At 61.8% G+C, this 23,358-nt stretch carries 19 protein-coding genes; 10 read left to right on the forward strand and 9 right to left on the reverse strand.

Translation table 11 applies throughout. From position 1 onward, the window contains the following. Nucleotides 1–253 precede the first annotated feature (253 nt). The 5 genes from ileS to mutL all read left to right on the forward strand — a co-directional run bounded on the left by ileS (nt 254) and on the right by mutL (nt 7,321). Nucleotides 254–3,220: an isoleucine--tRNA ligase gene (gene ileS, locus AC1DON_RS18240; protein WP_476936244.1), complete on the forward strand. Its 2,967-nt coding sequence runs from the start codon at nt 254–256 to the stop codon at nt 3,218–3,220. Then, a complete protein-coding gene (lspA, locus tag AC1DON_RS18245; protein WP_476936245.1) occupies nt 3,213–3,761 on the forward strand; it encodes a signal peptidase II in 549 nt (182 codons plus the stop codon). The genes ileS and lspA overlap by 8 nt, the downstream gene beginning before the upstream one ends. Nucleotides 3,762–3,836: 75 nt before the next feature. After that, nucleotides 3,837–4,394, forward strand: a complete 558-nt coding sequence (locus AC1DON_RS18250) for a DUF3035 domain-containing protein (RefSeq protein ID WP_476936246.1) — start codon at nt 3,837–3,839, stop codon at nt 4,392–4,394. Nucleotides 4,395–4,476: 82 nt separating this feature from the next. After that, a complete protein-coding gene (locus AC1DON_RS18255; RefSeq protein ID WP_476936247.1) occupies nt 4,477–5,244 on the forward strand; it encodes a methyltransferase domain-containing protein in 768 nt (255 codons plus the stop codon). 151 nt (nt 5,245–5,395) lie between these two features. Further along, nucleotides 5,396–7,321, forward strand: a complete 1,926-nt coding sequence (gene mutL, locus AC1DON_RS18260; protein ID WP_476936248.1) for a DNA mismatch repair endonuclease MutL — start codon at nt 5,396–5,398, stop codon at nt 7,319–7,321. 253 nt (nt 7,322–7,574) lie between these two features. On the opposite strand, the gene AC1DON_RS18265 is transcribed toward mutL, so the two are convergent. The 3 genes from AC1DON_RS18265 to AC1DON_RS18275 all read right to left on the reverse strand — a co-directional run bounded on the left by AC1DON_RS18265 (nt 7,575) and on the right by AC1DON_RS18275 (nt 10,893). After that, nucleotides 7,575–7,724: a hypothetical protein gene (locus AC1DON_RS18265; protein ID WP_476936249.1), complete on the reverse strand. Its 150-nt coding sequence runs from the start codon at nt 7,722–7,724 to the stop codon at nt 7,575–7,577. Nucleotides 7,725–7,917: 193 nt separating this feature from the next. Further along, nucleotides 7,918–8,493: a 16S rRNA (guanine(966)-N(2))-methyltransferase RsmD gene (rsmD, locus tag AC1DON_RS18270; RefSeq protein WP_476936250.1), complete on the reverse strand. Its 576-nt coding sequence runs from the start codon at nt 8,491–8,493 to the stop codon at nt 7,918–7,920. 3 nt (nt 8,494–8,496) lie between these two features. Then, nucleotides 8,497–10,893, reverse strand: coding sequence for a pseudouridine synthase (locus tag AC1DON_RS18275; RefSeq protein ID WP_476936251.1), 2,397 nt, complete (start codon nt 10,891–10,893; stop codon nt 8,497–8,499). Between the two features lie 108 nt (nt 10,894–11,001). Between AC1DON_RS18275 and tadA the strand changes: the two genes are divergently transcribed. Continuing rightward, the gene (gene tadA, locus AC1DON_RS18280; protein WP_476936252.1) at nt 11,002–11,466 is read left to right on the forward strand and encodes a tRNA adenosine(34) deaminase TadA; all 465 of its coding nucleotides are present in this window, start codon (nt 11,002–11,004) and stop codon (nt 11,464–11,466) included. Between the two features lie 84 nt (nt 11,467–11,550). Next, nucleotides 11,551–12,432: a mechanosensitive ion channel family protein gene (locus AC1DON_RS18285; RefSeq protein WP_476936253.1), complete on the forward strand. Its 882-nt coding sequence runs from the start codon at nt 11,551–11,553 to the stop codon at nt 12,430–12,432. Nucleotides 12,433–12,443: 11 nt separating this feature from the next. Here the strand turns inward: AC1DON_RS18285 and AC1DON_RS18290 are convergent, their stop codons facing one another. The 4 genes from AC1DON_RS18290 to AC1DON_RS18305 all read right to left on the reverse strand — a co-directional run bounded on the left by AC1DON_RS18290 (nt 12,444) and on the right by AC1DON_RS18305 (nt 15,846). Next, a complete protein-coding gene (locus AC1DON_RS18290; protein ID WP_476936254.1) occupies nt 12,444–13,094 on the reverse strand; it encodes a hypothetical protein in 651 nt (216 codons plus the stop codon). Nucleotides 13,095–13,206: 112 nt separating this feature from the next. Beyond that, nucleotides 13,207–13,848 carry a DUF4328 domain-containing protein gene (locus AC1DON_RS18295; RefSeq protein WP_476936255.1) on the reverse strand — a complete coding sequence of 214 codons (642 nt, stop codon included), beginning with the start codon at nt 13,846–13,848 and terminating at the stop codon, nt 13,207–13,209. 20 nt (nt 13,849–13,868) lie between these two features. Further along, complete coding sequence (locus AC1DON_RS18300; RefSeq protein ID WP_476936256.1) at nt 13,869–14,819, reverse strand: acetyl-CoA carboxylase carboxyltransferase subunit alpha; 951 nt, start codon at nt 14,817–14,819, stop codon at nt 13,869–13,871. A gap of 109 nt (nt 14,820–14,928) precedes the next feature. Further along, complete coding sequence (locus AC1DON_RS18305) at nt 14,929–15,846, reverse strand: site-specific tyrosine recombinase XerD (protein ID WP_476936257.1); 918 nt, start codon at nt 15,844–15,846, stop codon at nt 14,929–14,931. 110 nt (nt 15,847–15,956) lie between these two features. Here AC1DON_RS18305 and AC1DON_RS18310 point away from each other — a divergent pair, with 110 nt between their 5' ends. From AC1DON_RS18310 to AC1DON_RS18320, 3 genes are read left to right on the forward strand one after another with little or no spacing between them, the layout of a single operon-like run. Continuing rightward, the gene (locus AC1DON_RS18310; RefSeq protein ID WP_476936258.1) at nt 15,957–16,535 is read left to right on the forward strand and encodes a shikimate kinase; all 579 of its coding nucleotides are present in this window, start codon (nt 15,957–15,959) and stop codon (nt 16,533–16,535) included. Further along, nucleotides 16,532–17,671, forward strand: coding sequence for a 3-dehydroquinate synthase (aroB, locus tag AC1DON_RS18315; protein WP_476936259.1), 1,140 nt, complete (start codon nt 16,532–16,534; stop codon nt 17,669–17,671). Before AC1DON_RS18310 ends, aroB begins: the two co-directional genes overlap by 4 nt. Further along, nucleotides 17,665–18,948, forward strand: coding sequence for an HlyC/CorC family transporter (locus AC1DON_RS18320; RefSeq protein WP_476936260.1), 1,284 nt, complete (start codon nt 17,665–17,667; stop codon nt 18,946–18,948). Before aroB ends, AC1DON_RS18320 begins: the two co-directional genes overlap by 7 nt. 166 nt (nt 18,949–19,114) lie before the next feature. Here the strand turns inward: AC1DON_RS18320 and AC1DON_RS18325 are convergent, their stop codons facing one another. Both AC1DON_RS18325 and AC1DON_RS18330 read right to left on the reverse strand, forming a co-directional pair. Continuing rightward, on the reverse strand, nt 19,115–22,249 hold the full coding sequence (locus tag AC1DON_RS18325; protein ID WP_476936261.1) for an efflux RND transporter permease subunit: 3,135 nt from the start codon (nt 22,247–22,249) through the stop codon (nt 19,115–19,117). A gap of 3 nt (nt 22,250–22,252) precedes the next feature. Next, the gene (locus AC1DON_RS18330; RefSeq protein ID WP_476936262.1) at nt 22,253–23,335 is read right to left on the reverse strand and encodes an efflux RND transporter periplasmic adaptor subunit; all 1,083 of its coding nucleotides are present in this window, start codon (nt 23,333–23,335) and stop codon (nt 22,253–22,255) included. Nucleotides 23,336–23,358: the final 23 nt, after the last annotated feature.

The raw sequence follows: 23,358 nt of genomic DNA on the forward strand, positions 1-23,358 counted from the left end.
GAGAACGACACTGGAATCTAGGAGTTGCTAGTGTCCTTTTGATTCTGAAATTCGCCTGAGGTCGATATCAAATGCGCGCGAATTTCAGAATCAGGACACTAGGCATGACACGGACGCTCTGATAAAGCCGTGGCCATGTCGAAAACGGGCGCCATTATACGAATTATGGCCCCGGCACGGGCCTGAGTGCGCCCTGCCGGGTCACCAAGACGCGCCCTCTTCCCGACACTTTTTTATCAGACGCAAAGTCCCCATGTCCGATTCCCAAAATACTACCGTCACCGGCCGCGACTACCGCGAAACCGTCTTCCTGCCCGAAACCGAATTCCCCATGCGCGCCGGCCTGCCCAAGGCCGAGCCCGAAATGCTGAAAAAGTGGGATGAGGCGCAACTTTACCACAGCGTGCGCAAGGCCCGTCAGGCGGCGAATGCACCMCTGTTTGTGCTGCACGACGGTCCGCCCTACGCCAACGGCAATATCCATATCGGCCACGCCCTCAACAAGATCCTGAAGGACTTCGTCGTCCGCTCCAAGTTCCTGATGGGCTATGATGTCGACTACGTGCCGGGCTGGGATTGCCACGGCCTGCCGATCGAATGGAAGATCGAAGAACAGTTCCGCGCCAAGGGCCGCAAGAAGGACGAGGTGCCGGCTGCCGAGTTCCGCAAGGCCTGCCGCGAATATGCCGCACAATGGATCGACATCCAGCGCGAAGAGTTCAAGCGCCTGGGCGTGCTGGGTGACTGGCAAGAGCGCTACGCCACCATGGACTACGGCACCGAAGCCAAGGTGACGGCCGAGTTCCACAAGTTCCTGATGTCGGACCAGCTCTATCGCGGCTCAAAACCCGTCATGTGGTCGCCGGTCGAGCGCACGGCCCTGGCCGACGCCGAGGTCGAATATCATCCGCACGTCTCACCGACCATCTGGGTGCGCTTCCCGGTCGCCAATGCCACGACCTCATCGGTCATCGGCGATTCGGCCGAGGACGCCGACGATCTCAACACGATCATGTCCGACACATCGGTCGTTATCTGGACGACCACGCCGTGGACCATCCCGGCCAACCGCGCCGTCTCCTTCAACCCAAAGGTCGCTTACAGCGTCTGGCAGATCACGGCCATGAAGACGGAAGAAGATCTGGGCTTTGCGCCGTGGGCCAAGCCCGGCGACAAGTTGATCCTGGCCGACAAGCTGGCCGAGGACGTGCTCAAGGCCGCCAATGCGACCGCCTGGACCAAGCTGATCGACCTGGCGCCGACCGTTCTGGCCGGTCTGGAACTCCGCCATCCGCTGGCGGCGATGGATGATGGCTACGGCTTCGAAGTCCCCATGCTGGCCGGCGATCACGTCACCGACGACGCCGGTACGGGCTTTGTCCACACCGCGCCCGGCCATGGCGCCGACGACTATATCGTCTGGCTGTCGTCGGGCCGCTCGCTCGACACCATCCCCGACACGGTCGATCCTGACGGCGCCTACTACCCGCACGTCCCACTGTTCGGCGGCCTCAAGGTGCTGGAAACCGAAGGCAAGAAGGCCGGCAAGTTCGGCGAGGCCAATGGCGCGGTCATGACCAAGCTGATCGAGGCCGGCAACCTGCTGGCGCGCGGCCGGGTCGAACACTCCTATCCGCACTCCTGGCGCTCGAAGGCGCCGGTTATCTTCCGCAACACGCCGCAGTGGTTCATCCGCATGGACGGTAAAACGGCTCTGCGTGACAAGGCCAGCGTCGCGATCAACACGACGCAGTTCTTCCCGGATTCGGGCCGCAACCGCATTGGTTCCATGGTCGAAAGCCGCCCGGACTGGCTGATCAGTCGTCAGCGCAACTGGGGCACGCCGCTCGCCATGTTCGTCGACAAGACGACCGGCCAGCCGCTCAAGGACGAAGCGGTCAATGCCCGCATCATCGACTATATCCGCGAAGGTGGCGCCGATGCCTGGTTCACCCGGCCGGATACCGACTTCCTCGGCAATGATTATGATGCCGCGAATTTTGAGAAGATCACCGACATCCTCGATGTCTGGTTCGATTCGGGCTGTACGCACGCCTTCACCATCGAAGGCCGCGCTGATTCGCACTGGCCGGCCGACCTCTATCTTGAAGGCTCGGACCAGCACCGCGGCTGGTTCCAGTCATCGTTGCTGGAATCCTGCGGCACGCGTGGCCGTGCGCCCTATGAGGCGGTCCTGACCCACGGCTTCGTCCTCGACGAACAGGGTGAGAAGATGTCGAAGTCCAAGGGCAATGTCGTTGCCCCGCAGGACATCGCCAAGGAATCGGGCGTCGAAATCCTGCGCCTGTGGGTCGCCCTGTCGGACTATTCCGAAGACCTGCGCATCGGCAAGCAGATCATCCAGACGACGGTCGACGCCTATCGCAAGCTGCGCAACACGGTGCGCTACCTGCTGGGCGCGCTTAACGGCTACACTGATGCCGAAGCCGTCGACTATTCGGACATGCCGTCGCTGGAACGCTATATCCTGCATGAGGTCCACCGCCTCGACCAGCAGGTGCGCGACGCCTATGCGCGCTACGACTTTGCCGATGTCATCCGCCCGGTCAGCGACTTCTGCTCGCAGACCCTTTCGGCCCTCTATTTCGATATCCGCAAGGATTGCCTCTACTGCGACAAGCCGTCAGACCTCAAACGCCGCGCTGCCCGCACAGTGATGAACATCCTGTTTGAGCGCCTGACGCTGTGGCTGGGGCCGATCATGACCTTCACCATGGAAGAGGCCTGGGCCAGCCGTAATTCCGACAGCCAGCAGAACCTGTTCCGCGTGCTGGAAGCGGCGCCCGACAGCTGGATCAGCACAGCCGAGGCAAACCGCTGGAACCGGATCGAAACCGTCCTTGGGGTCGTGACCGCTTCGCTCGAAGGCAAGCGCCGCGACAAGGTCATCGGCTCGGCGCTGGAAGCCGCGCCCGTCGTCTATGTTGCCGACAACAGTCTCTATGAGGCGTTCGAAGGCATCGATGCCGCTGAGGTCTTCCGCACCTCGCAGGCCACGCTGACCTATGAAACCGCGCCTGCCGACGCCTTCCGCGTCGAAGGCGTCAATATGGTCGCGGTCGGCTTTGCCCTCGCCATCGGCCAAAAGTGCCAGCGCTCGTGGCGCATCCTGCCCGAAGTCGGCGATGATCCGCGCTATCCGGACCTGTCTTTGCGCGATGCCGAAGCCGTTGCCGAGTGGGACGCCCAGCATGGGTGAGTTGTTGAGCGCATTTAAAAAGGCCTGGCACGCCCCGGTCACGCGTCTTGGCCTTTCGGCTCTGGCGCTCGGTATTGTTATCGTCGTGCTCGATCAGGCCAGTAAGGCATGGATGCTGTACGGATTGCGGATCGAAAATGGTCCGGTCAAGATTTTGCCCTTCTTTTCCTTCACTCTGGTGCACAACACGGGCATGAGCTTCGGCCTGCTGGGTGGGTCGGCGTTCGGACGTTGGTTCCTGACACTGTTCCAGCTTAGCGCCGGGATCGGGCTCGGCTTCCTGACGCTCAAGCAGGTGACACGGCTTCCGGCCGTTGCACTTTGCCTGATCGCAGGCGGGGCGATAGGCAATGTCATCGACCGTATCCGGTTCGGGTTCGTGGTCGATTTCCTCGATTTTTCGGGGACGCATATCTTCCCATGGGTATTTAACGTCGCCGATAGCGCCATCTGCATCGGGGTCGCGCTTCTGGCCTGGCATTTCCTCAAGTCCGAGGACACAGCCAAGACGCCGCAACCGGGGCCTGATGTGCAAGGTTAAGAACGCCGCTTGGCAGGTGACGACAAACGCAGTACACATCTTTGTCCGCTGGACAGGGGAATTTGGAGCGAATTGATGAAGTCGGTAAAGATCGCGGGTTTGGTGATTTTGGCAGGGTTTGCCCTGTCGGGGTGCGAGTCGACCCGTAATGCGCTGGGCCTCAACAAGGTCGTACCCGACGAATTCCGCGTCGTGACCAAGGCGCCGCTGGTCGTGCCGCCGAACTTTGCGTTGCGTCCGCCTGCGCCGGGTGAGCCCCGTCCGCAGGAACTGCAACCCGACAGCGTGGCGCGTCAGGCCCTTTTGGGTGAACGCGACGCCGTCAGCCGTACCCAGGGCGAACAACTCTTCGTCGCCCAGGCCGGCGCCGGCAAGGCCGATCCGTTGGCCCGCTACGTCGTTGACGATGAATTCGGCGACCTCGCCTACAAGGACGCAAGCTTCGCCGACAAGGTGCTGTTCTGGCGCAAGCCGGAAGCGCCGGCTGCGGTAAATGCCAATGCGCAGCTGGCGTCCGAAGCGACACCGGTCGATGCCGAAGCTGAAAAGGCCCGCTTGACGGCGCTGACCGGCGACCAGCCGATCATCATCGCCCAGAAGAAAGACCAGAAATTCAAGCTGCCCGGCCTCTAAGGCCGGACAGTAGGTTTAAAAAGTATCGAGGCGTTCCATTCGGGACGCCTTTTTCTTTCCCACCTCAATCCCGGAGGATAAGATGAAGCTGAAGTCCCTGATCGCCCTGTCCGCGATCTTGGTTGTGCCAATGGCCACGACCGCCCTCGCCGCACCGGCCGCAGATTGCGCCAAGCAGACGCTTGAACAGCGCGTCGATAGCGCCCTGGCCATGGCCGACCGCCCCGCCAACCAGCGCGAACGCGACGCGGTCCGTAAACCCGAAGTCACCTTCCTTGTGTCTCACGTCAAGCCGGGCGCCAACGTGCTCGATATCGGCGCCGGCCAGGGCTATGCCTCATGGCTGCTGTCATCGGCGGTTTGCGACGGTCACGTCGATTCGCAGAACCCTCAGGGCTGGGTCGACGCTTTCAAGATGGGCCCGGCACGCGACGCCATGATAGCCGCGCGCAAGAATATAGGCCTGGTGACCTCCGACTTCGACAAGATCCCTGTGCCTGCAAAGCCCTATGACGTCATTTTTATGGGTATGGTCTACCACGACACCTACAATGAAAAAGACCATGACACGGCCAGACTGACGGCTTCGCTCAAGGCAGCGCTTAAAAAGGGCGGCGTGGTGGTCATTACGGACCACGACACGGCAGCCGGCAAGGGCTTCAGCGAGACGAACACGACCCACCGGATCGAAAAGGCGCAGGTCCTGGCCGACTTCAAGGCTGCCGGCTTTACCGTCGCCGAGGATAGCGCCGTGCTGGCCAATAGCGGCGACGACCACACGAAGAACGTCTTCGACCCGGCGATCCGCGGCAAGACCGATCGGATGGCTTTGGTGTTCCGCAAGCCCTAAGCCGTAAGGCTTTTTAACCACGAACCACACGAACGAACACGAACGCAGAGACGCGATGTTCGTGACGGCGCTTGCCGGGAATGTATCCCGGCGGCGCTCACGTGGTTAAACCCTTGCTGACTTCCCAACCGACTCCGGCTATTCTGCCGCCATGTCCGTTATTCAGCGTCTCCCCCAAGATACCATCAACCGCATCGCGGCCGGTGAGGTCGTCGAGCGCCCGGCGTCGGCCGTCAAGGAACTGGTCGAAAACGCCATCGACGCCGGCGCCCGCCAGATCGACATTCGCTGCGACCTGGGCGGCCTGTCGCGCATCCTGATCGAAGACGACGGATGCGGCATGGGCCCGGACGACCTGCAACTGGCCATCGAACGCCACGCCACATCCAAGCTGAAGCCGCAACACGACGGTAGCTGGGACCTGCTGCACATCCAGACCCTCGGTTTCCGTGGCGAGGCCTTGCCCTCCATGGGCTCGGTCGCCCGCCTCAGCCTGACGTCGAAGCCAAAAGACGGCGATGCCCTGACCATCACGGTCGACGGCGGCGCCATCCAGCCCTTGCAGCCCGCTGCGTTTGGCCGCGACCACGGCACGCGCGTCGACCTGCGCGACCTGTTCTATGCCACGCCGGCGCGGCTGAAATTCATGAAGTCCGAACGCTCGGAAAACATGGCGATCGCCGAAGAAGTCAAGCGCCAGGCCATGGCGCACCACGAGGTCGGCTTTTCGCTCGAGCTCGACGGCAAGAAGTCGCTGCGGCTCTATCGCGAGCCCGACGGCTTCGAAGGCCGCCTGAAACGCCTGGCCGCCCTGCTCGGTGCGGACTTTTCCGAGAATGCCCTCTTGATCGACCAGCACCGCGAAGGCGTGCGGCTGACGGGCTATGCCGGTCTGCCGACCTTCTCGCGCGGCAATGCCCTGCATCAATATCTGTTCGTCAACAACCGCCCGGTGCGCGACCGCCTGCTGGCCGGCGCATTACGCGCCGCCTATGCTGACTTCCTGGCGCGCGACCGCCACCCGCTGGCGGCGCTGTTCATCGAAATCCCGCCCGAAGAGCTCGACGTCAACGTCCATCCGGCCAAGACGGAAGTTCGCTTCCGCGACCCGAACCTGGTGCGCGGCCTGATCATCGGCGCCCTGAAACACGCGCTCGCCTCAGCCGGCCACCGCGCCTCGACAACCGTCGCCACCCAGACCCTGAGCGGCTTCCGCCCCGAGGGCATGATATCGCCGGTCCAGCCGCAATTGAGCCTCAACCGCGCCTTTGCTGTCCCAGCCTATGACCAGCGCCCGACGCCGTCGCAGATCGCTGCCGTGCGGCCGTGGCTGAGTCCTGAGCCTTCGCCGTTCGTGCCCGCCGGTCGGGTCGAACCCTCCCCCGCCTATGACCTGGCGCCGGGCGTCGCCGAAGCGCCCTTCATTGACATGGATGGCGTCATCACCGAAGTTGCAACGTGGGCGCCGGCCGAACACTCGGCGCCTGACGCCATCGCCTTTCCCCTGGGCGCCGCACGCGCCCAGATCCACGAAACCTATATCCTGGCGCAGACCCAGGACGGCATGGTCATCGTCGATCAGCACGCCGCTCACGAACGTCTGGTCTACGAGCAGATGAAGGCGGCCATGGCCGAGGGCCACGTCATCAGCCAGAACCTGCTCATCCCTGAAATCGTCGATCTTGAGCGCGAAGAGGTCACCCGACTGATGGCGCGCGCCGACGACCTGACAGCCATGGGCCTGGGACTGGAAGCTTTCGGCCCAACCAGCGTGCTCGTTCGCCACATCCCGTCTCTGTTAGGCGATTGCGATATAGCCGGCCTCGTCCGCGACCTGGTCGACGACCTGACCGAACACGGCCAGTTGCTGGCGCTGAAGGAGCGTATGGCGGAAATCTGCGGCGATCATGCCTGCCGCCACAGCGTACGTTCCGGTCGCCGTCTGACCGGCGAAGAGATGAACGCCCTGCTGCGCCAGATGGAGGCCACGCCGCACTCCGGCCAGTGCAATCACGGACGCCCGACCTATGTCGAGCTTAAGCTCAAGGATATCGAGCGCCTGTTCGGCCGGCGGTAACAAGAAATCCGTTGCTGAAACAACAATGGCGAGCGCACCCATTTGCGCTCGCCATTGTCACACCCCACCCATCGTACTCTAGCGCCAGGACAGAAACTGCCTCTGCGCACATCAGTCTGGCTCATGCCCCGCTGCAGAGTCGGGGCATATTTTTGTTTTGACGTGATACTCGACCTTAACCATTCCACACGTGAGACGTATGGTTTCAGTCATAAAAAAACCTGCGGTCAGACGACCCCAGGCAGACACCGCATCAATGTGCGAAATTCAGGATGAGCAGACCGAGGCCCATTACGACACCCCACGCCTGAACGCTCAGACCGGCGACCAGAAGCAGCTTGAAAGCGTCCTGACGGCCGCGTGCGGCACGCACCTTCCCTGTATACATAGCTTGATTGTCCATCACTTACCCCTAAGTTTGATAACCTCATCTCAAGGCGTAGACGGGCAATTTGCGTGCCTCTTTCATATTTACGCCTTGTTAAGGACATATTGGGGATAAGATCGGCAGACCGTCAATAGACTTTTTTAACTGTTGCGCTAATTATACCACTGGACAACGTGATTGAATTTTTATTGTAATAAAAATCAATAATTTATTTACGATAAATTTTTTGTTTAAGGAATAAAACCTGCGCTGCGCCGTAGATTTTCGCGTTGTTTATTTCCCACAGGTCTGTGGCAAAATCGCCCTCGTCCGCGCCGCGCTCGAAAACCACTGTCGCATTTTCTGACAGCCAGTTACCCGAAATGAGACAGTCGAGTGTCTTCTCGCCCAATCCCTTGTGGTAGGGCGGGTCGAGGAACACCAGATCGTAGGCTTCGGCCGCGGATCCAAGCCGTGTTCCCAGTTGCGTGGCGTCACGGCGATGGATCTTGGTATTCCCGAACAATCCGAAAGATTCGATATTGTCGCGAATGGCGCCGCGCGCCCCTTCATCCGTTTCAACAAAGAGGCAGGACGCAGCACCGCGCGACAGGGCTTCGAAACCCAGCGCGCCGGAGCCGGCAAATGCGTCCATGACGCGGGCGCCCGTGATATCGGGCGCCCACTCGGCATGGGCCAGGACATTGAAGATGGCCTCACGCGCACGGTCCGAAGTCGGCCGCGTATTGCGGCCATCCGGCGTGGCGATGGTGCGGCCCTTGAAGTCGCCCCCGACTATGCGCATAGCTTAATCTTCGCGGCGCGGCTTGCCAAAGCCGCCGGGACGCCCGCCGGGAGCCCCGCCTGGACGCGGTTTGAAACCCCCAGGCTTGCCACCGAAGCCGCCAGGCTTACCGCCGGGACGTGGCCCTGAAGACGGCCGGTCGGACTTGTAACCGCCACGGTTCGGCGCATCGCCATAGCTTTTGCGTTCCCCGCCGCCTGCACGATCCTCGCGCGGACGGAAGCTGCGCTCACCCTGAGGACGGTCGCCTTGCGGACGATCGAAGCGTGGCTTGTCGCCATAGTTCTTGCGTTCCCCACCACCGGCACGGTCTTCACGCGGACGGAAGCTGCGCTCGCCCTGAGGACGGTCGCCCTGCGGACGATCAAAGCGCGGCTTATCGCCATAGCTCTTGCGTTCCCCACCACCGGCACGATCCTCGCGCGGACGGAAGCTGCGCTCACCCTGAGGACGGTCGCCTTGCGGACGATCAAAGCGCGGCTTGTCGCCATAGCTCTTGCGTTCCCCGCTATGGGCACCGCCGCCTGCACGATCCTCGCGCGGGCGGAAGCTGCGCTCACCTTGGGGACGATCGCCTTGCGGACGATCGAAGCGCGGCTTGTCGCCATAGCTCTTGCGTTCCCCGCTATAGGCACCACCACCTGCACGGTCTTCGCGCGGACGGAAGCTGCGTTCACCCTGCGGACGGTCCGAGCGGAAAGGCTTGCTGTAAGGCTTGCGATCACCACCTTCGCCGCCGCGCGCCGGGCGATCACCATAGGGACGGTCGCTGCGCGGGCGATCAAAGTCACGCTTAGGCCTATCGCCCTGGGCACGATCGCCGCCGCCAAACTCACGCTTGGCGCGTTCGTAAGCGCCGGCCTCACCCGCCGGGACGCCATCGGATTTTTGGCCGTAAGGTTTCGCACCATAGGCCCGCGCCGGACGCGCGCCGTCACGCGGCGCACGATCCTCGCGTGGACGGAAAGGCGGCTTGCCGTAGGAGGGACGGTCTCTGCCCTCATGGGCGCCACCTTCACGGGGCGGACGCGGCGTAAACGGACGCTCGCTGTTTCCGCGGTCAAAACGCGGCGGGCGCTCTTCGCTGCTGCGTTCCGGGCGCGGCGTCCACGGCTTCTTGTCGAATGACCGCTCGCCACCATGCGTAAAGGAAGGTTCAGCACGACGATTGCGGGCCTCGCCGTCACCTTCAAAGCGCGGACGCTCATCAAAGTCGCGGTCCTTGAACTCGCGGCGGTCCTCGAACTCACGACGGACTTTTGGACCGTCGCCGACCTTGCGCTCACGCGGCGGCCGGGCATCGCTCTTGCCGAAGCGATCGCCGCCACTGCGACGGCCTTCGTCGGTCGGGCGGGCACGCGGCAGGTCGCGCGTCTGGCTGGCGCCTTCCGGCGGCAGGTTACGCGGATCGATCTTGTCGCTCAGCAGTTCACGAATAACGCGTGGGCCGACTTCCTCGGCCTCACCCGCTTCCAGGTTACCAAGCAGGAAGGGACCATAGGCCAGGCGGATCAGGCGATTGACCTTCAGGCCGATCGATTCCAGCACCTTGCGGACTTCACGGTTCTTGCCTTCGGTGATTGAAACGGTCAGCCACAGATTGGCACGGCCATCGGCCTTATCCTGGCGCTTGTCGAGCGAAGCTTCCATCGGGCCGTAGATTACGCCTTCGACGGTGGTGCCGTTCTTCAGGCGGTCAAGCTGCGCCTGGGTCGTATTCCCAAGGGCACGGGCACGATACTGGCGCACCCACGCGGTCGACGGCATTTCCAGCGCGCGCGCCAGTTCACCGTCATTGGTCAGCAAAAGCAGACCTTCGGAATTGAGATCGAGGCGGCCGACAGAAATGACGCGCGGCATGGGCTGCGGCAGCTGCTCGAAAACGGTCGGGCGGCCTTGCGGATCGGAATGGGTGGTCATCAGGCCGACGGGCTTATGGTAGCGCCACAGGCGGGTCGGCTCGGCCTTGCCGATCGGCTGGCCTTCGACGGTGATGACGTCGGTGGACGACACCAGCACTGCCGGCGTCTCAAGAATACGGCCATTGACGGCGATCTTGCCGAGACCGATCAGGCGCTCGACTTCGCGTCGCGAGGCCAGGCCGGCGCGCGCCAGCACCTTGGCGATGCGTTCGGTCTTGGCCGGCGCCTTGGCATCCTTGCCGTCCTTGCCACCCTTTTTGGGGCCTTTGGCGTCGCTTTTCGCGTCGCTCTTCCCGTCTCTGGCCGGACGCTTGCGATCACTCGCCGGCTTGGCGGCTTCACGCGCGTCTCGGAATTCCTGGCTCTGGTAACGATGGCCATCGGCCATGTCCTGTTCGTCTTGGCTGATCTGCGCGGGCGCCTGAATCTCAGTGGGCTGGGTCTCAGGAGTCTCTGGGGTTCCATCTTCATTGGGCATGTCACGCTCTCCAGCGTTACTGTTATCGGTCACGACGATGACTTTCTTAAAACGCGGCACTTAGGCCTTTTTGCTTGACGCGGCGGGCATGTTTCGGCTTGTGGCAGCATGGTTCACAACGACGAAAGCCTTATGCAGGCCGCTTTGGACGAGGCGCAATCCGCTGCCCGGTCCGGCGAAGTGCCGATTGGCGCTTTAATCTACGATCCGTCAAGTAAAACCATTGTTTCAGTCGCAAGAAATTCGCCGATTAGCCTTAATGATCCGTCGGCGCATGCGGAAATACTGGCCATACGCGCGGCAGGCGCGGCCATCGGCAATTATCGTCTCACCGACCTCTGGCTTTATGTGACACTGGAACCGTGCGCCATGTGCGCCGGTGCGATCAGCCACGCCCGCATTGGCCGGGTGATCTACGGCGCGCCCGACGCCAAGGGCGGCGCGATCGATCACGGCCCACGCTTTTTTGCGCAGCCGACCTGCCACTGGCGGCCGGAGGTAACCTCGGGCATACTAGCCGAACAGAGCGGGACTATGCTGAAAGACTTCTTCAGGGCAAGGCGCAAAGGTTAGCTTTGTCGCGATATCCAGCTGAAACAACGTTCGGCGCAGCCAAAACTGCTTCACACTTTTCGGCATATCGCTTAACGGGGGCGCATGATCACATCCGGATTTAAACTGGACCTCGGTCCGCTCAACGGCTTCCTGAACGAGATTGGCACCTACGCCAACGCTCTGTGGCACCAGCTGACCGCCAAGCCGGAAATGATGTCGAACATCGGCTGGGCGGCGGCACTGCTGGCCGTTACCATGATCCTGTCGACCCTGATCGGCGATGCCGTCAAACGGGTGTCGCGCCGCCTGGTCCACCGTGACGCCGACCGCACCCTGCCCGAATTCTTCTCCCAGGTCGTGCGCTGGCTGGTTCTGCTGGTCGGCCTGGTCGCCGTGCTCAATCGCCTGGGGGTGCAGACGGCATCGCTGATCACGGTATTGGGCGCCGCTTCGCTGGCTATCGGCCTGGCGCTGCAGGGGACACTCAGCAATGTTGCCGCCGGCCTGATGCTTTTGTTCACCAAGCCTTATCGCATCGGCGATTCCATTCGGGTGGGCGATGTGTCCGGCAAGGTGCACCGGCTGGGACTGTTCAGCACCGAAATCGACAATGTCGATAATGTCCGGGTCTACGTCCCCAATACCAAGGTCTTCTCCAACGAGATCACCAATCTCACCACCAATGGCGCCTCCAAGGTCGAACTGCGCGTCGAGGTTGGCTACAACACCGACCTCGACGCTGCCGTTCAGCTGCTGACCGAGGTTGCCAAGGCCCAGGCCGAGCACCTGTCGGCGCACGAGGTCGCAGTCCACCTACATGAATTTGCCGCCTCAGGCGTGATCGTGCGCATGTGGATCTGGACCTTGCCAAGCAATGCGCAGAAGGCCCGTACACAGTGGATCATCGCGGTCAAGACAGCTCTGGATAAGGCAGGGATCGAAATCCCCTACCCGCATCAGGTGGCGATCGAACGCAATGGCTGAGGTTGCAGGGCTTAGAACTTATAGCCGACGCCAAAGGATACGACCGGATAGGTCTTGAAATCCTTCAGTTCGTCCTCAAAGTCCCGGCGCTCGACTTCCAGCGCCTGCTGATAGGCCGGATCGCTGGCCAAGGTGCCATTCGAGGTCAGGGAGACCTTGGGCGAGCCCTGGAAATAGGCGCCGGCTTCCAGGCTGAACCCGACATGGCCGGCAGCCCAGCGCCAGCCGAGGCCGAGATAGGGTGCCGTGTCCTTGAAATCGGCCCTGGCGGTCAGCACGCCGATCTGTTCGGGCGTAAAGGGAATGCCCCCGATGTCGGTCTGCTGCGCCGGATCGGCCGTTGCCTTGATCTCGTTATTATTCTTGTAGATGCCGGCCGAGACGAAGAAGGGGCTGTTTTCCGTGAAGTGGAAATCGACAAGGCCGCCGAATGAACCCAGTTCCAGTTCGCCATTGTACTGGATGTTGTCGGACTCGAAATCGTCGTCGTAATTGTAATTGTTCACCACTGCACGGCCGGAAATGTGCGGCGTGAACCTGTGGACATATTCCAGCCCCAGGCCGAGCGTGCTGGCGCGGGCACCGACATATTCCGGTTCGGCGTGGGCGCCCAAAGGAAGGAAAGCTGCAAGGGCTGTGGCGGTAAGAAGGGCAATACGCATGGTCTAGCTCCAAGGTTTCAAGAGCCTATGTGCGATCCGGGATAGCTAAACAAAGGGGACTGGCGGATAGAAAAGTCAGCGCGCCGTAAAGGTAACCGGTTAAATTTCCGACTTAGAAAACCGAAGCTGCCGCGTCGCCACCACGGAGCTTCATCTGGTTCTTGTGAACCGCGCCAGATATCCGGAAGAAGAGCGCCATGCTCACCAATATCAAGCTATATCCCGCCGCTTCCATCGCGAGATCAAACATAACCCCGCTCTCGACTGCGAAATTGGTTGTTCGCTCGGCTATCCGGGTCAGAATTCCGCCAAGAACGTGCGCTGCCCACCAATAACCAAGCAGTCGCGTAGTTTCAGTGTCTTTTGCGACATCAAGACTGATGTTCCAGATTTTCTCCATATACTGGTATGGCTTGTACAGCAGGGCAAAAGGAACAAAGTACCAGCCGACGGCCCATCCTGGCGACAGCTCGACATCCGGCTGCAACGCTGCGGCATTGCGTGCCGCGCCGTAAATCCAGAAGAGGCTGGTTACCCCCGCCGCTCCCCAGGCAATGATCACATAGAGACTGACAAGTGCGGCGACACTCCCAAGGACACTGAGTTCTTCGGCGTCAAAGTCGACCCGTTCGCCCGTGGTCAATTGCATGACAAGGCATACGACGTAGGCCAGTACGCCAGGCATAGCCAAGCCAATCAGGACCTGGTTGGCCTTGGTCAAAGCCTTCAAAGGCTTGAATACGTGGTCGCTCAAAAATCCCCCGCCTGCCGCCTTTACAACCCCTTGCGGCCGATATCGTAAAAGCGCTCCGATCGCTGGGCAACCAATTGCTCAGGCGTCAGGAAGCTCAGTGCCTTCAGTTCTTCTTCAAGCACGTCGCCAAGCGTCTCGATCATCTTTTCACGGTCGGAGTGCGCGCCGCCGGCGGGCTCTTCCACGACACGATCGACGATACGCATCTTCAGCAGATCGGGTGCGGTGATCTTCATGCGGTCGGCCGCATCCTTGGCGCGGCCGCCGTCCTTCCACAGGATCGACGCGGCACCTTCCGGCGAGATGACGCTGTAGATGGAGTGCTCCAGAATCAGCACCCGGTTCGCCGCCGCCAGGGCGATCGCGCCGCCCGAACCACCCTCGCCCGTCACCGTAGCGATAAATGGCGATTTCAGCATCAGGCCCTTTTCGGTCGAACGCGCGATGGCTTCGGCCTGGCCACGTTCTTCGGCGCCGATACCGGGATAGGCGCCGGCCGTGTCGACAAAGGTCAGGACCGGCAAGCCGAACTGTTCAGCCATCTCCATCAGGCGCACCGCCTTGCGGTAACCTTCAGGGCGGGCCATGCCGAAATTGTGCTTCAGGCGCGTATTGGTATCGTGGCCCTTTTCATGGCCCATAACGACGACCGACTGGCCGCGGAACTTGCCCAAGCCACCGACGATCGCCTGGTCGTCACCGAACTTGCGGTCGCCGCGCAGCTCGACGAAATCCTCGATCAGCCCATTGATATAGTCGACCAGGTGCGGGCGTTCGGGATGGCGCGCCACCATGGTCTTCTGCCATGGCTCCAGCTTGGCATAGACGTCCTTGCGCAGGCGCTGGCTCCGGTCGCGCAGCGCCTGGATTTCCTCATCGAGGTTGGTCCCGCTCGCCGAAAGCGCCGACAGTTCGTCGATCTTGGCTTCCAGGTCAGCAATGGGGCGCTCGAATTCAAGATAATGACGCATCTAAATTGGCTCTCGGCTGCCGGAAAGTTCGCAAAACTAAGGGAATTGGCGTTTAACAGCAAGCGCGTGAGAAGGCAAAGCCGTTTTTGGCCGGTTTCCCTCCATTAGGTTAACGCAGTTTTGCAAGCGGATGATGCGTTTCCACGACCTCGCGCAGGCGTTCGCTGGCCACATGGGTGTAGATTTGCGTCGTCGAAATGTCAGCGTGGCCCAGCAGGGTCTGGACGACGCGCAGGTCCGCACCGCCTTCCAGCAAGTGCGTAGCGAAGGCATGGCGAAACACGTGCGGCGACACCCGCGCCGGATCGATACCGGCATTCATCGCTGCTTCATCGAGCAACTGCCCGACGCGGCGGCGTGTCAGGTGACCATCCGCGCCGCGCGAGGCGAACAGGAAGGGATTGACCTGGTCCTTAGCCTGCAAAAACGCGCCGCGAATATCGAGATAGGCCTTGATGGCTTCGCGCGCCGGCGGATTGAGGGGGACCAGCCGCTCGACCCCGCCCTTGCCCTTGATGATCAGGAAGGCCGGATCACGCTGGACCGTGTCCAGTTTGAGCGAGACCAGTTCCGAAATCCGCATGCCTGAGGCATAGGCCATTTCGATCAGGCAACGCAGACGGATCGCCTGGGTGACATCCTTGACGCCCGCCGCCTCCAACAGGGCTTCGATCTCGTCGCGGCTGATGATCTTGGGCAGCTTCAGGCCTTTGCGTGCGGCTGCTATCTTGCGGCTGGGGTCGTGTGCGGTCAGGTTTTCCGACACGCAGAAGCGATAGAACTGGCGAACCGCCGAGCGCTTGCGCTGCATGGAACTCGATGCCAGGCCGCGTTCATCCAGGATCGCGAAGTATCGCGCAATGTCTGCTTCGCCCAAACCGAGCAGGCCCGAGGGCGTGACATTCAAAGTCTCGGCGAGGTCACTCAAGTCGCGGCCATAGGCGTCGAGCGTCGGCCGCGCGGCGTTGCGTTCGACCGCCATCATCTGCAGAAACTGGTTCACGGGATCGAATGTGGGGCGCGACATAGGGGTGCTCAAAGGAAATTCGCACCGAGTCTGGCAAAGCCCCCCTAATATCGTGTAAAAGCCGCCATTATGACACTTCATCCCTTTGGCCAGGACATGGCAACCCAGCCATGACCGCGCCCACAAATCCTGGCGAGGCCACTCCGCGCCCGCAATTCACCCTGCCCCGCACCGTGGCGCTCGTCGGACTGATGGGCGTCGGCAAGACGACCATCGGCCGCCGCCTGGCCGATCATTTCGGCCTGCCGTTCGTCGACGCCGACGAAGAGATCGAAAAGGCTGCCGGCCAGAGTATCGCTGACATCTTCTCCCACTATGGTGAAACAGGTTTCCGGGATGGCGAGCAGAAGGTCATTTCCCGGCTGCTCGACGCCCCCGTGCAGATCCTGGCGACCGGCGGCGGTGCCCTGACCAACGCCCTGACGCGTGAGCGGCTTAAGGAGAAGGCAATCACGGTCTGGCTGAAGACCGATCTCCGCGTCCTGGCCCGGCGCGTCGCCAATAAGCCGCACCGGCCGCTTTTGAAAGATCGCGATCCGATGGACGTTCTCAAAGACCACGTCCAGAAGCGCTATCCTCTTTATGAGATGGCCGACGTCGTCGTCGATACCGGCGACAATTCCCACGGCCGGGCCACCGAAATGGTCCTCGATGCGCTGTTTGCGCACGTCAACGGAGACAGGACATGACGGAGATACGGCGCATCGCGGTCGATGGCCAGGGCTTCAAGCCCTACGAAGTCATTGTCGGCCAGGGCTTGCTGAACGAAGCGGAAAAGTGGATCGGCCCCTTCCTGACCAATAAGCGCGCCGTGCTGGTGACCGACAGCCATGTCGATCCGCTCCACGCTGACGCGCTGCTCAGGCAGTTTGAAGCCGCCGGCCACAAGACGCACAAGATCGTCGTCCCGGCCGGCGAGCAATCGAAGTCGTTCGACGGCCTGAAATACCTGTTGGAAGAGATGCTGGAGATCGGCCTCGACCGCAAGGACGTGGTCCTGGCCTTGGGCGGCGGCGTCATTGGCGACCTGGCTGGTTTCGCCAGCGCCGTCTATATGCGCGGCATCGACTTCATTCAATTGCCGACGACCGTGCTGGCTCAGGTCGATTCGTCGGTCGGCGGCAAGACGGCCATCGACCACGAAAAGGGTAAGAACCTTATCGGCGCCTTCTGGCAGCCACGTCTGGTCCTGTGCGACCTCGATATCCTGAAGACCCTGCCCGAACGCGAAATCCGCTGCGGCTACGCCGAGATCATCAAGTACGGCCTGCTGGGTGATCACGCCTTCTTTGACTGGCTGGAAGCCAATGGCGGCGACGTCATTTCACTTCAACCGGAAGCATTGCTGAAAGCTATTTCCAGAAGTGTGGAAATGAAAGCCGAGATTGTCGCCGCCGATGAACGCGAAGGCGGCAAGCGCGCCCTGCTCAATCTCGGCCACACCTTCGGTCACGCGCTCGAAGCCGAGGTCGGCTTCGGCGATCAGCTGCTGCACGGCGAAGCCGTCGCCGTCGGCATGGCCCAGGCCTTCCGCTACAGCGAGATGATCGGCGAATGCAGCGATGCCGCGCGCGAACGCGCCGTCGCGGCGATCGCCAGTGTCGGCCTGCCGACAACCATGGCCGAGGTCCGTAATGAACCCTTCGAAGCAGGCCGCCTCATCAAGCACATGGGTACCGACAAGAAGGCCGAGGGCGGCAACCTGACCTTCGTCCTCGTCAAGGGTATCGGCGAGGCCTACATCGCCAAGAAGGTCGGCCGCAGCTCGGTCTGCGACTTCCTGATCATGGACGGCGCTGAGATGACCGAGGACCAGCCATGCTGATCGCCACTCTGCTCGTTCTAGCGCCATCGCTTATCTGCCTGTTGTTCGTCTCGGCCCTGTTCTCGGCCGGCGAAACCTCGCTGACCGCCGCGTCACGCGGGCGCATGCATCAGCTTGAACGCGACGGTGACAAGGCCGCCAAACGGGTGAACATCCTGCTTTCCGATCAGGAAAAGATGATCGGCGCCATCCTGCTGGCCAATAATGTCCTCAATATCGGTGCGTCGGCCCTGACGACCAGTGTCCTGGGCAGCCTGTTTCCCGGCGCACTCGGCGTGGCTGCATCGACCGCCATCATGACCGTACTGATCCTTGTCTTCGGCGAAGTCCTGCCCAAGACCCTGGCGATCCTGAAGCCCGACGACGTGGCGCGCGGCATGTCGCGCCTGGTCATGTGGACCGTTTACGTCTTCGGTCCGGTCGTCCAGGCGGTGCAGTGGTTCGTGCGCGGCACCCTGCGTTTGTTCGGCGTCAGGATGTCCATGGAGATCGACGTGCTGGCGGCCCACGAGGAGATTCGCGGCGCAGTCGAATACCATCACGACGAAGGTGCGGTCGAAAGCCAGGACCGGAACATGTTCCGCGGCGTGCTCGACCTGCAGGAACTCGACGTCAGCCAGATCATGGTCCACCGCAAGCAGATCGACATGATCGACGCCGACCTGCCCATTTCCGAAATTGTGGAAACGGTTCTGGGCTATAGCCATACCCGCATTCCACTCTATCGTGACCACTCCGAAAACATCATCGGCGTCCTGCATGCGCGTGACCTGATGGTCGCCATGGCCCGGGTCGGCGGCGACGCCAACAAGCTCGATATCGCCGCGATCACGCGTGAGCCGTGGTTCATTCCGGACACGACCAACCTCAAGGATCAACTGGCAGCCTTCCTGCGCCAGAAGATGCACTTTGCCCTGGTCGTCGACGAATACGGCGCCTTGCAGGGGCTGGTGACGCTAGAGGACATTCTCGAGGAGATCGTCGGCGAGATCGACGACGAACACGATGCCGTTTTCACCGCCATCCGCAAGCAGTCTGACGGCTCGATCCACGTCGACGGCGACATGCCGATACGCGATCTCAACCGCGCCATGGACTGGAACCTGCCCGACGACGACGCCGTGACGGTGGCGGGGCTGGTCATCCATGAAGCCCGCACCATACCGGAACCGGGCCAGACCTTCATCTTCTACGACCGCAAGTTCCAGATCATGCGTAAGCTGCGCAACCAGATCACGGCGTTGAAGATAACCCCCGTGCCCCGCTCGGAGGACTAGACCATGCTCTGTTTTGAAGGAAACAGAGCATGGTCCAGATTCCTTAGCGGCCGCATGCTTGGACCGAAAACCGGGTTCCACTTTTTCGGAGCATGCTCTAAGCGGATTAAAAGAAAAGCCCCGGTTCGGATGAACCGGGGCTTTTCTTGTTTCTGATGCCTGCGGATTATTCCGCCGGCTTGGTCTCGACCTCGTCCTTGCCCTGAGCGCGGAAGAGCGGCGAGATCAGCTTGCCGAAGAAGTTCGATACCTTGTCGATCAATACATAGACGACCGGCACGTACAGCAGCGACAGCAGGGTCGAGGTGATCAGACCCCCGATCACGGCGACCGCCATCGGCTGACGGAAACTGTCGATACCGACCGCGACCGGGATCATGCCGACGCCCATGGCGATCGTCGTCATGACGATCGGGCGCGCCCGCTTGCGCGACGCCTCAACCAGGGCCTCCTCACGCTTCATGCCGCCCTTGATCGCAACCATGGCATATTCCACCAGCAGGATCGAGTTCTTGGCCGCGATACCGACCAGCATGATCAGGCCGATAAAGGCCGGCATGGACATGCTCATCCCGCACAGGATCAGTCCTATGAAGGCGCCGCCGAAGCTGAGCGGCAGGGCCAGGATGATGGTCAGCGGGTGGCTGAACGATCCGAACAGCAGCACGAGAACGACGTACATCAGGCCGATGCCTGTCAGGATGGCGATGACGAAGTTCTTGCCCATGTCGGCAAAGTCCTCGACGTTCGGGTTCACCTGGACGCGGACGCCCGGATACTTCGCCTTGTCGGGGTTGGCCATGCCTGCGCGAATATCCTTCATGACCTGGGTATTCTCGACAGCCTTGTCGGCCACGCCGGTCGGCACACCGTTAAGGTCGGCCTTGACGGTCGCCGACCGGACGCGATCGAGACGGTTGATCTGGATCGGACCGGCGCCAAAATGAATGTCGGCGACCGCGCTCAGCGGCACCGATGTGCCGGCGCGCGTCGGCACCATCATGGTCGACAGGTTGGTGACCTCAGCCCGGGCGTCCGATTTCAGCATGACCCGGATCGGAATCTGACGGTCGCCTTCGTTGTACTTGGCCAGGATCTGATCGATATCGCCCATAGTCGCCACGCGCGCGGCCGAGCTGATGTCGGCGGTCGATACGCCCAGCAGCGCCGCCTGTTCAGGCTTGGGCGTGATGACGATTTCCGGCCGGGTCAGGTTGTCGTCCGATGACACATTGGTCAGTTCCGGCAGCGCCGCCATTTCCTGTTGCAGCTGGATGGCCGCATGGGTGAGGCTCTGGGCGTTTTCAGACACCAGGATGTAGGCCGCGCCGGTACCGCCGCCACCTTCGGAACCGAAGCTGGCATGCACGCCCGGATAGTTGCCGAGGGTCTTGGAGACGGCCTGTTCAAATTCCGCCTGGCTGACATCGCGTTTGTCCTGGGGCACCAGGTTCGCGATAATCGTTGCCTTTTCCATTTCCATGGTGGCGAAGGTGCCGACGACCTCTGGCCGCTTGCGGAGATCGGCGCTCAGCTTCTTCACAGCCTCATCGGTTTCCTGCAAGGTCGATCCGGGCGGGAGCGACACGTTCATGACCGACATCGACACATCGCCCGCCGGGATATTGTCGCTGGGAATCATGACCAGCATGGCGATCGAGCTGGCAAAGAAGCCGAAGCTGAGCAGAACCACCACAAACTTGTGACGTAGCGACCAGCGCAGGCTCTTCAGGTAGGTGTCCATCCAGAATGGCTTGTCTTCCTTGTGCTTGCCATTGTCGCGCAATAGATAAGCGCCCATGAGCGGCGTCAGGGTCCGCGCCACGACCAGCGAGAAGAAGACGCTGACACAGCAGGCAATGGCGAAGCTCTTGAAGAACTGGCCGACAATGCCCGGCATAAAACCGGTGGGCGCGAAGACGGCGATGAGCGTCGCGGTCGTTGCCACGACGGCCAGGCCGATTTCGTCGGCGGCTTCGATAGCCGCTTGGTAGGGCGGCTTGCCTTCGCGGATATGGCGGACGATGTTTTCGATTTCCACGATTGCATCGTCGACCAGGATACCAACGGTCAGGGCCAGGGCCAGCAAAGTCACGACGTTGAACGACTGGTTCGTCGCCAGCATCACGAAGAAGGTGGGCAGCAACGACATCGGCATCGCCATGGCCGACACAAAGGTCGCCCGCCAGTCGCGCAGGAACAGCCACACGACCACGACCGCAAGAAGCGCGCCGATCAGCAGGGCTTCCATTGACGAGGTAAAGCTCTGATTGACCTCGTCAACCGACGAAGCCACCTGCTCGATGCGCAGGTTCTTGTTTTCCGTCTTCAGCTTGGCGATGACTTCACGCACCTGCTTGGCGACGTGCGCTTCAGAGGTGCCACGCGTCCGCTGAATGTCGAAGCCAACCACTTCCTCGCCATTATAGCGGGCACGGGCGCGCGGTTCGGACCATGAATCGACGACCTCGCCGAGATCGCCCAGGCGAACGCTGGAACCATTCGGCAGGGCAATGCGACGGTTGGACAGTTCGGCGACGCTGTTGGCGCCACCGACCGTGCGGATGTTCTGCTCGGTCGTACCGACATTGAAGCGTCCGCCCGGCATGTTGACGTTCTCGGAGCGCAGCTGATTGCTGATTGCCGCTGCCGTCACGCCTTGCGCCGCCAGCTTGGACGGATCGAGTTCGATACGGATTTCGCGGTTCACGCCGCCTTTCCGGTTCAGTTGCGACACCCCTTTGACCGCCAGCACGCGCTTGGCGACGTCGTTGTCGACGTACCAGCTCAGCTGCTCCGGCGTCATGTTGTCGGCGCGGATGACGTAGGTCAACAATGCCTGGCCTTGCGCGTTCTCGACGCGTGAGACAATCGGATCCTGAACGTCGGCCGGCAGGTTGCCACGCACGCCCGCGACGGCATTACGGACGTCGTTCGTTGCTTTTTCAAGGTCGACGCCCAACTGGAACGTAACGACGGTGGTTGAGGCCCCTTCATTGACGTAGGACTGGCTGTGGCGCACCCCACCGAGGCCCGCGACCGAATCCTCGACAATGCGCGTCACCTGGTTTTCCAGTTCGGTCGGCGCTGCGCCTGAACGAATGACGGTGACCACGACCATGGGGAAGTCGACGTCGGGCCAGTTGTTGACCCGTATGGAGCTAAAGCCCATTGCGCCGACAATCGTCATCATCAGAAAGAAGACGATGGTCGGGATCGGGTTGCGGATCGACCAGGACGATATCTGGAAGCCGCCCGTGGACGCCTTCGCGGCGTTTTCGTAGTGATTGCCTGCCGACATGGCTTAAGCTCCCGTAGCGCCGGCCGGAGCCGCGGCCGCCTGGAGCTTGACCTTGTCGCCGTCGTTCAGGAAGCCGGCGCCCGTGGTGACGACGCGGTCACCCGGTTGTAAGCCTTCGCGGACGATGACGTTCTTGCCGGCCTGGCCGCCAAGGGCAACCTTGCGGCGATGGGCCTTGCCGTCGGCACCGACGACAAAGACGCCCGGCGTGTTCTCCGAATAGACCACAGCCACCTGCGGAACGGTCGTAACGCTTTGCGTGCCAACATTAATCTGACCCGAAGCGAACATGCCGGGGCGCATGCCCGACGACCACGGCACCGAGATGCGGGCGTAGCCAAGGCGGGTCGCCGGATCGACCATGGGGGTAACGATACGGACCGAGCCTGTAACCGCGCCAGTTGTGTTGGTCGTCACGGTCGCCGGCATGCCGGCCTTGATCATGCCCAGTTCGCTTTCGACGACTTCCATATTCAGTTCGATACGGCCGTCGCGGACAATCTTGAAGAGTTCCGCGCCCGGCTGGATGACCTGGCCCAGAACGGCCTTGCGCGACGAGATCACGCCTGCGACCGGCGCACGCACGGTTGCCAGAGACAGCTGCGTCTGCGCAGTCGCCAGAGCGGCTGCGGTCGTTTCCTGGTTGGCGAAGGCCTGATCCAGAGCGGCGGCCGACAGATATTGCTTGTCGTGAAGTTCCTTGGCGCGCGCATAGGCCTTGCTCGCCTGGTCGGCTGAAGCCTTGGCCTGGCGGACCTGGGCCTGCAGCAGCACGTCGTTCATCTTCAGCAGGGGCTGGCCCTTGGCGACGCTCTGGCCTTCATCGACCAGCAGGGCGACGGCGGTCAGGCCGCCGGTTTCGGCGCCGATCGGCACTTCCTGCCAGGCGCTGATCGTGCCCGAGCCGCTGACCGCGACGGGTGCTGTATCCTGGCCGGCCGTGACATAGTTCACAAGCGTGGCATTCGCCGGCGCCACCGACTTGGCCTTGGCCTCATCCTTGTGCTCGCATCCGGACAGCCCCCCAGCAAGCACAACACAAAGACCGGCCGCCAGCAGCGGGCCCTTACCCTTAGTCAACCCCATGAACATACCATCGATCCCAGTTT

The sequence above is a fragment of the Asticcacaulis sp. P4_H10 genome, from assembly GCF_056400965.1.

Bases quoted from the DNA above. Each gene is read 5' to 3' on its own strand.
- lspA (WP_476936245.1), top strand. From the start codon at position 3,213: ATGGGTGAGTTGTTGAGCGCATTTAAAAAGGCCTGGCACGCCCCGGTC.
- AC1DON_RS18250 (WP_476936246.1), top strand. From the start codon at position 3,837: ATGAAGTCGGTAAAGATCGCGGGTTTGGTGATTTTGGCAGGGTTTGCC.
- AC1DON_RS18255 (WP_476936247.1), top strand. From the start codon at position 4,477: ATGAAGCTGAAGTCCCTGATCGCCCTGTCCGCGATCTTGGTTGTGCCA.
- mutL (WP_476936248.1), top strand. From the start codon at position 5,396: ATGTCCGTTATTCAGCGTCTCCCCCAAGATACCATCAACCGCATCGCG.
- AC1DON_RS18265 (WP_476936249.1), bottom strand. From the start codon at position 7,724: ATGGACAATCAAGCTATGTATACAGGGAAGGTGCGTGCCGCACGCGGC.
- rsmD (WP_476936250.1), bottom strand. From the start codon at position 8,493: ATGCGCATAGTCGGGGGCGACTTCAAGGGCCGCACCATCGCCACGCCG.
- AC1DON_RS18275 (WP_476936251.1), bottom strand. From the start codon at position 10,893: ATGCCCAATGAAGATGGAACCCCAGAGACTCCTGAGACCCAGCCCACT.
- tadA (WP_476936252.1), top strand. From the start codon at position 11,002: ATGGTTCACAACGACGAAAGCCTTATGCAGGCCGCTTTGGACGAGGCG.
- AC1DON_RS18285 (WP_476936253.1), top strand. From the start codon at position 11,551: ATGATCACATCCGGATTTAAACTGGACCTCGGTCCGCTCAACGGCTTC.
- AC1DON_RS18290 (WP_476936254.1), bottom strand. From the start codon at position 13,094: ATGCGTATTGCCCTTCTTACCGCCACAGCCCTTGCAGCTTTCCTTCCT.
- AC1DON_RS18300 (WP_476936256.1), bottom strand. From the start codon at position 14,819: ATGCGTCATTATCTTGAATTCGAGCGCCCCATTGCTGACCTGGAAGCC.
- AC1DON_RS18305 (WP_476936257.1), bottom strand. From the start codon at position 15,846: ATGTCGCGCCCCACATTCGATCCCGTGAACCAGTTTCTGCAGATGATG.
- AC1DON_RS18310 (WP_476936258.1), top strand. From the start codon at position 15,957: ATGACCGCGCCCACAAATCCTGGCGAGGCCACTCCGCGCCCGCAATTC.
- aroB (WP_476936259.1), top strand. From the start codon at position 16,532: ATGACGGAGATACGGCGCATCGCGGTCGATGGCCAGGGCTTCAAGCCC.
- AC1DON_RS18320 (WP_476936260.1), top strand. From the start codon at position 17,665: ATGCTGATCGCCACTCTGCTCGTTCTAGCGCCATCGCTTATCTGCCTG.
- AC1DON_RS18325 (WP_476936261.1), bottom strand. From the start codon at position 22,249: ATGTCGGCAGGCAATCACTACGAAAACGCCGCGAAGGCGTCCACGGGC.
- AC1DON_RS18330 (WP_476936262.1), bottom strand. From the start codon at position 23,335: ATGGGGTTGACTAAGGGTAAGGGCCCGCTGCTGGCGGCCGGTCTTTGT.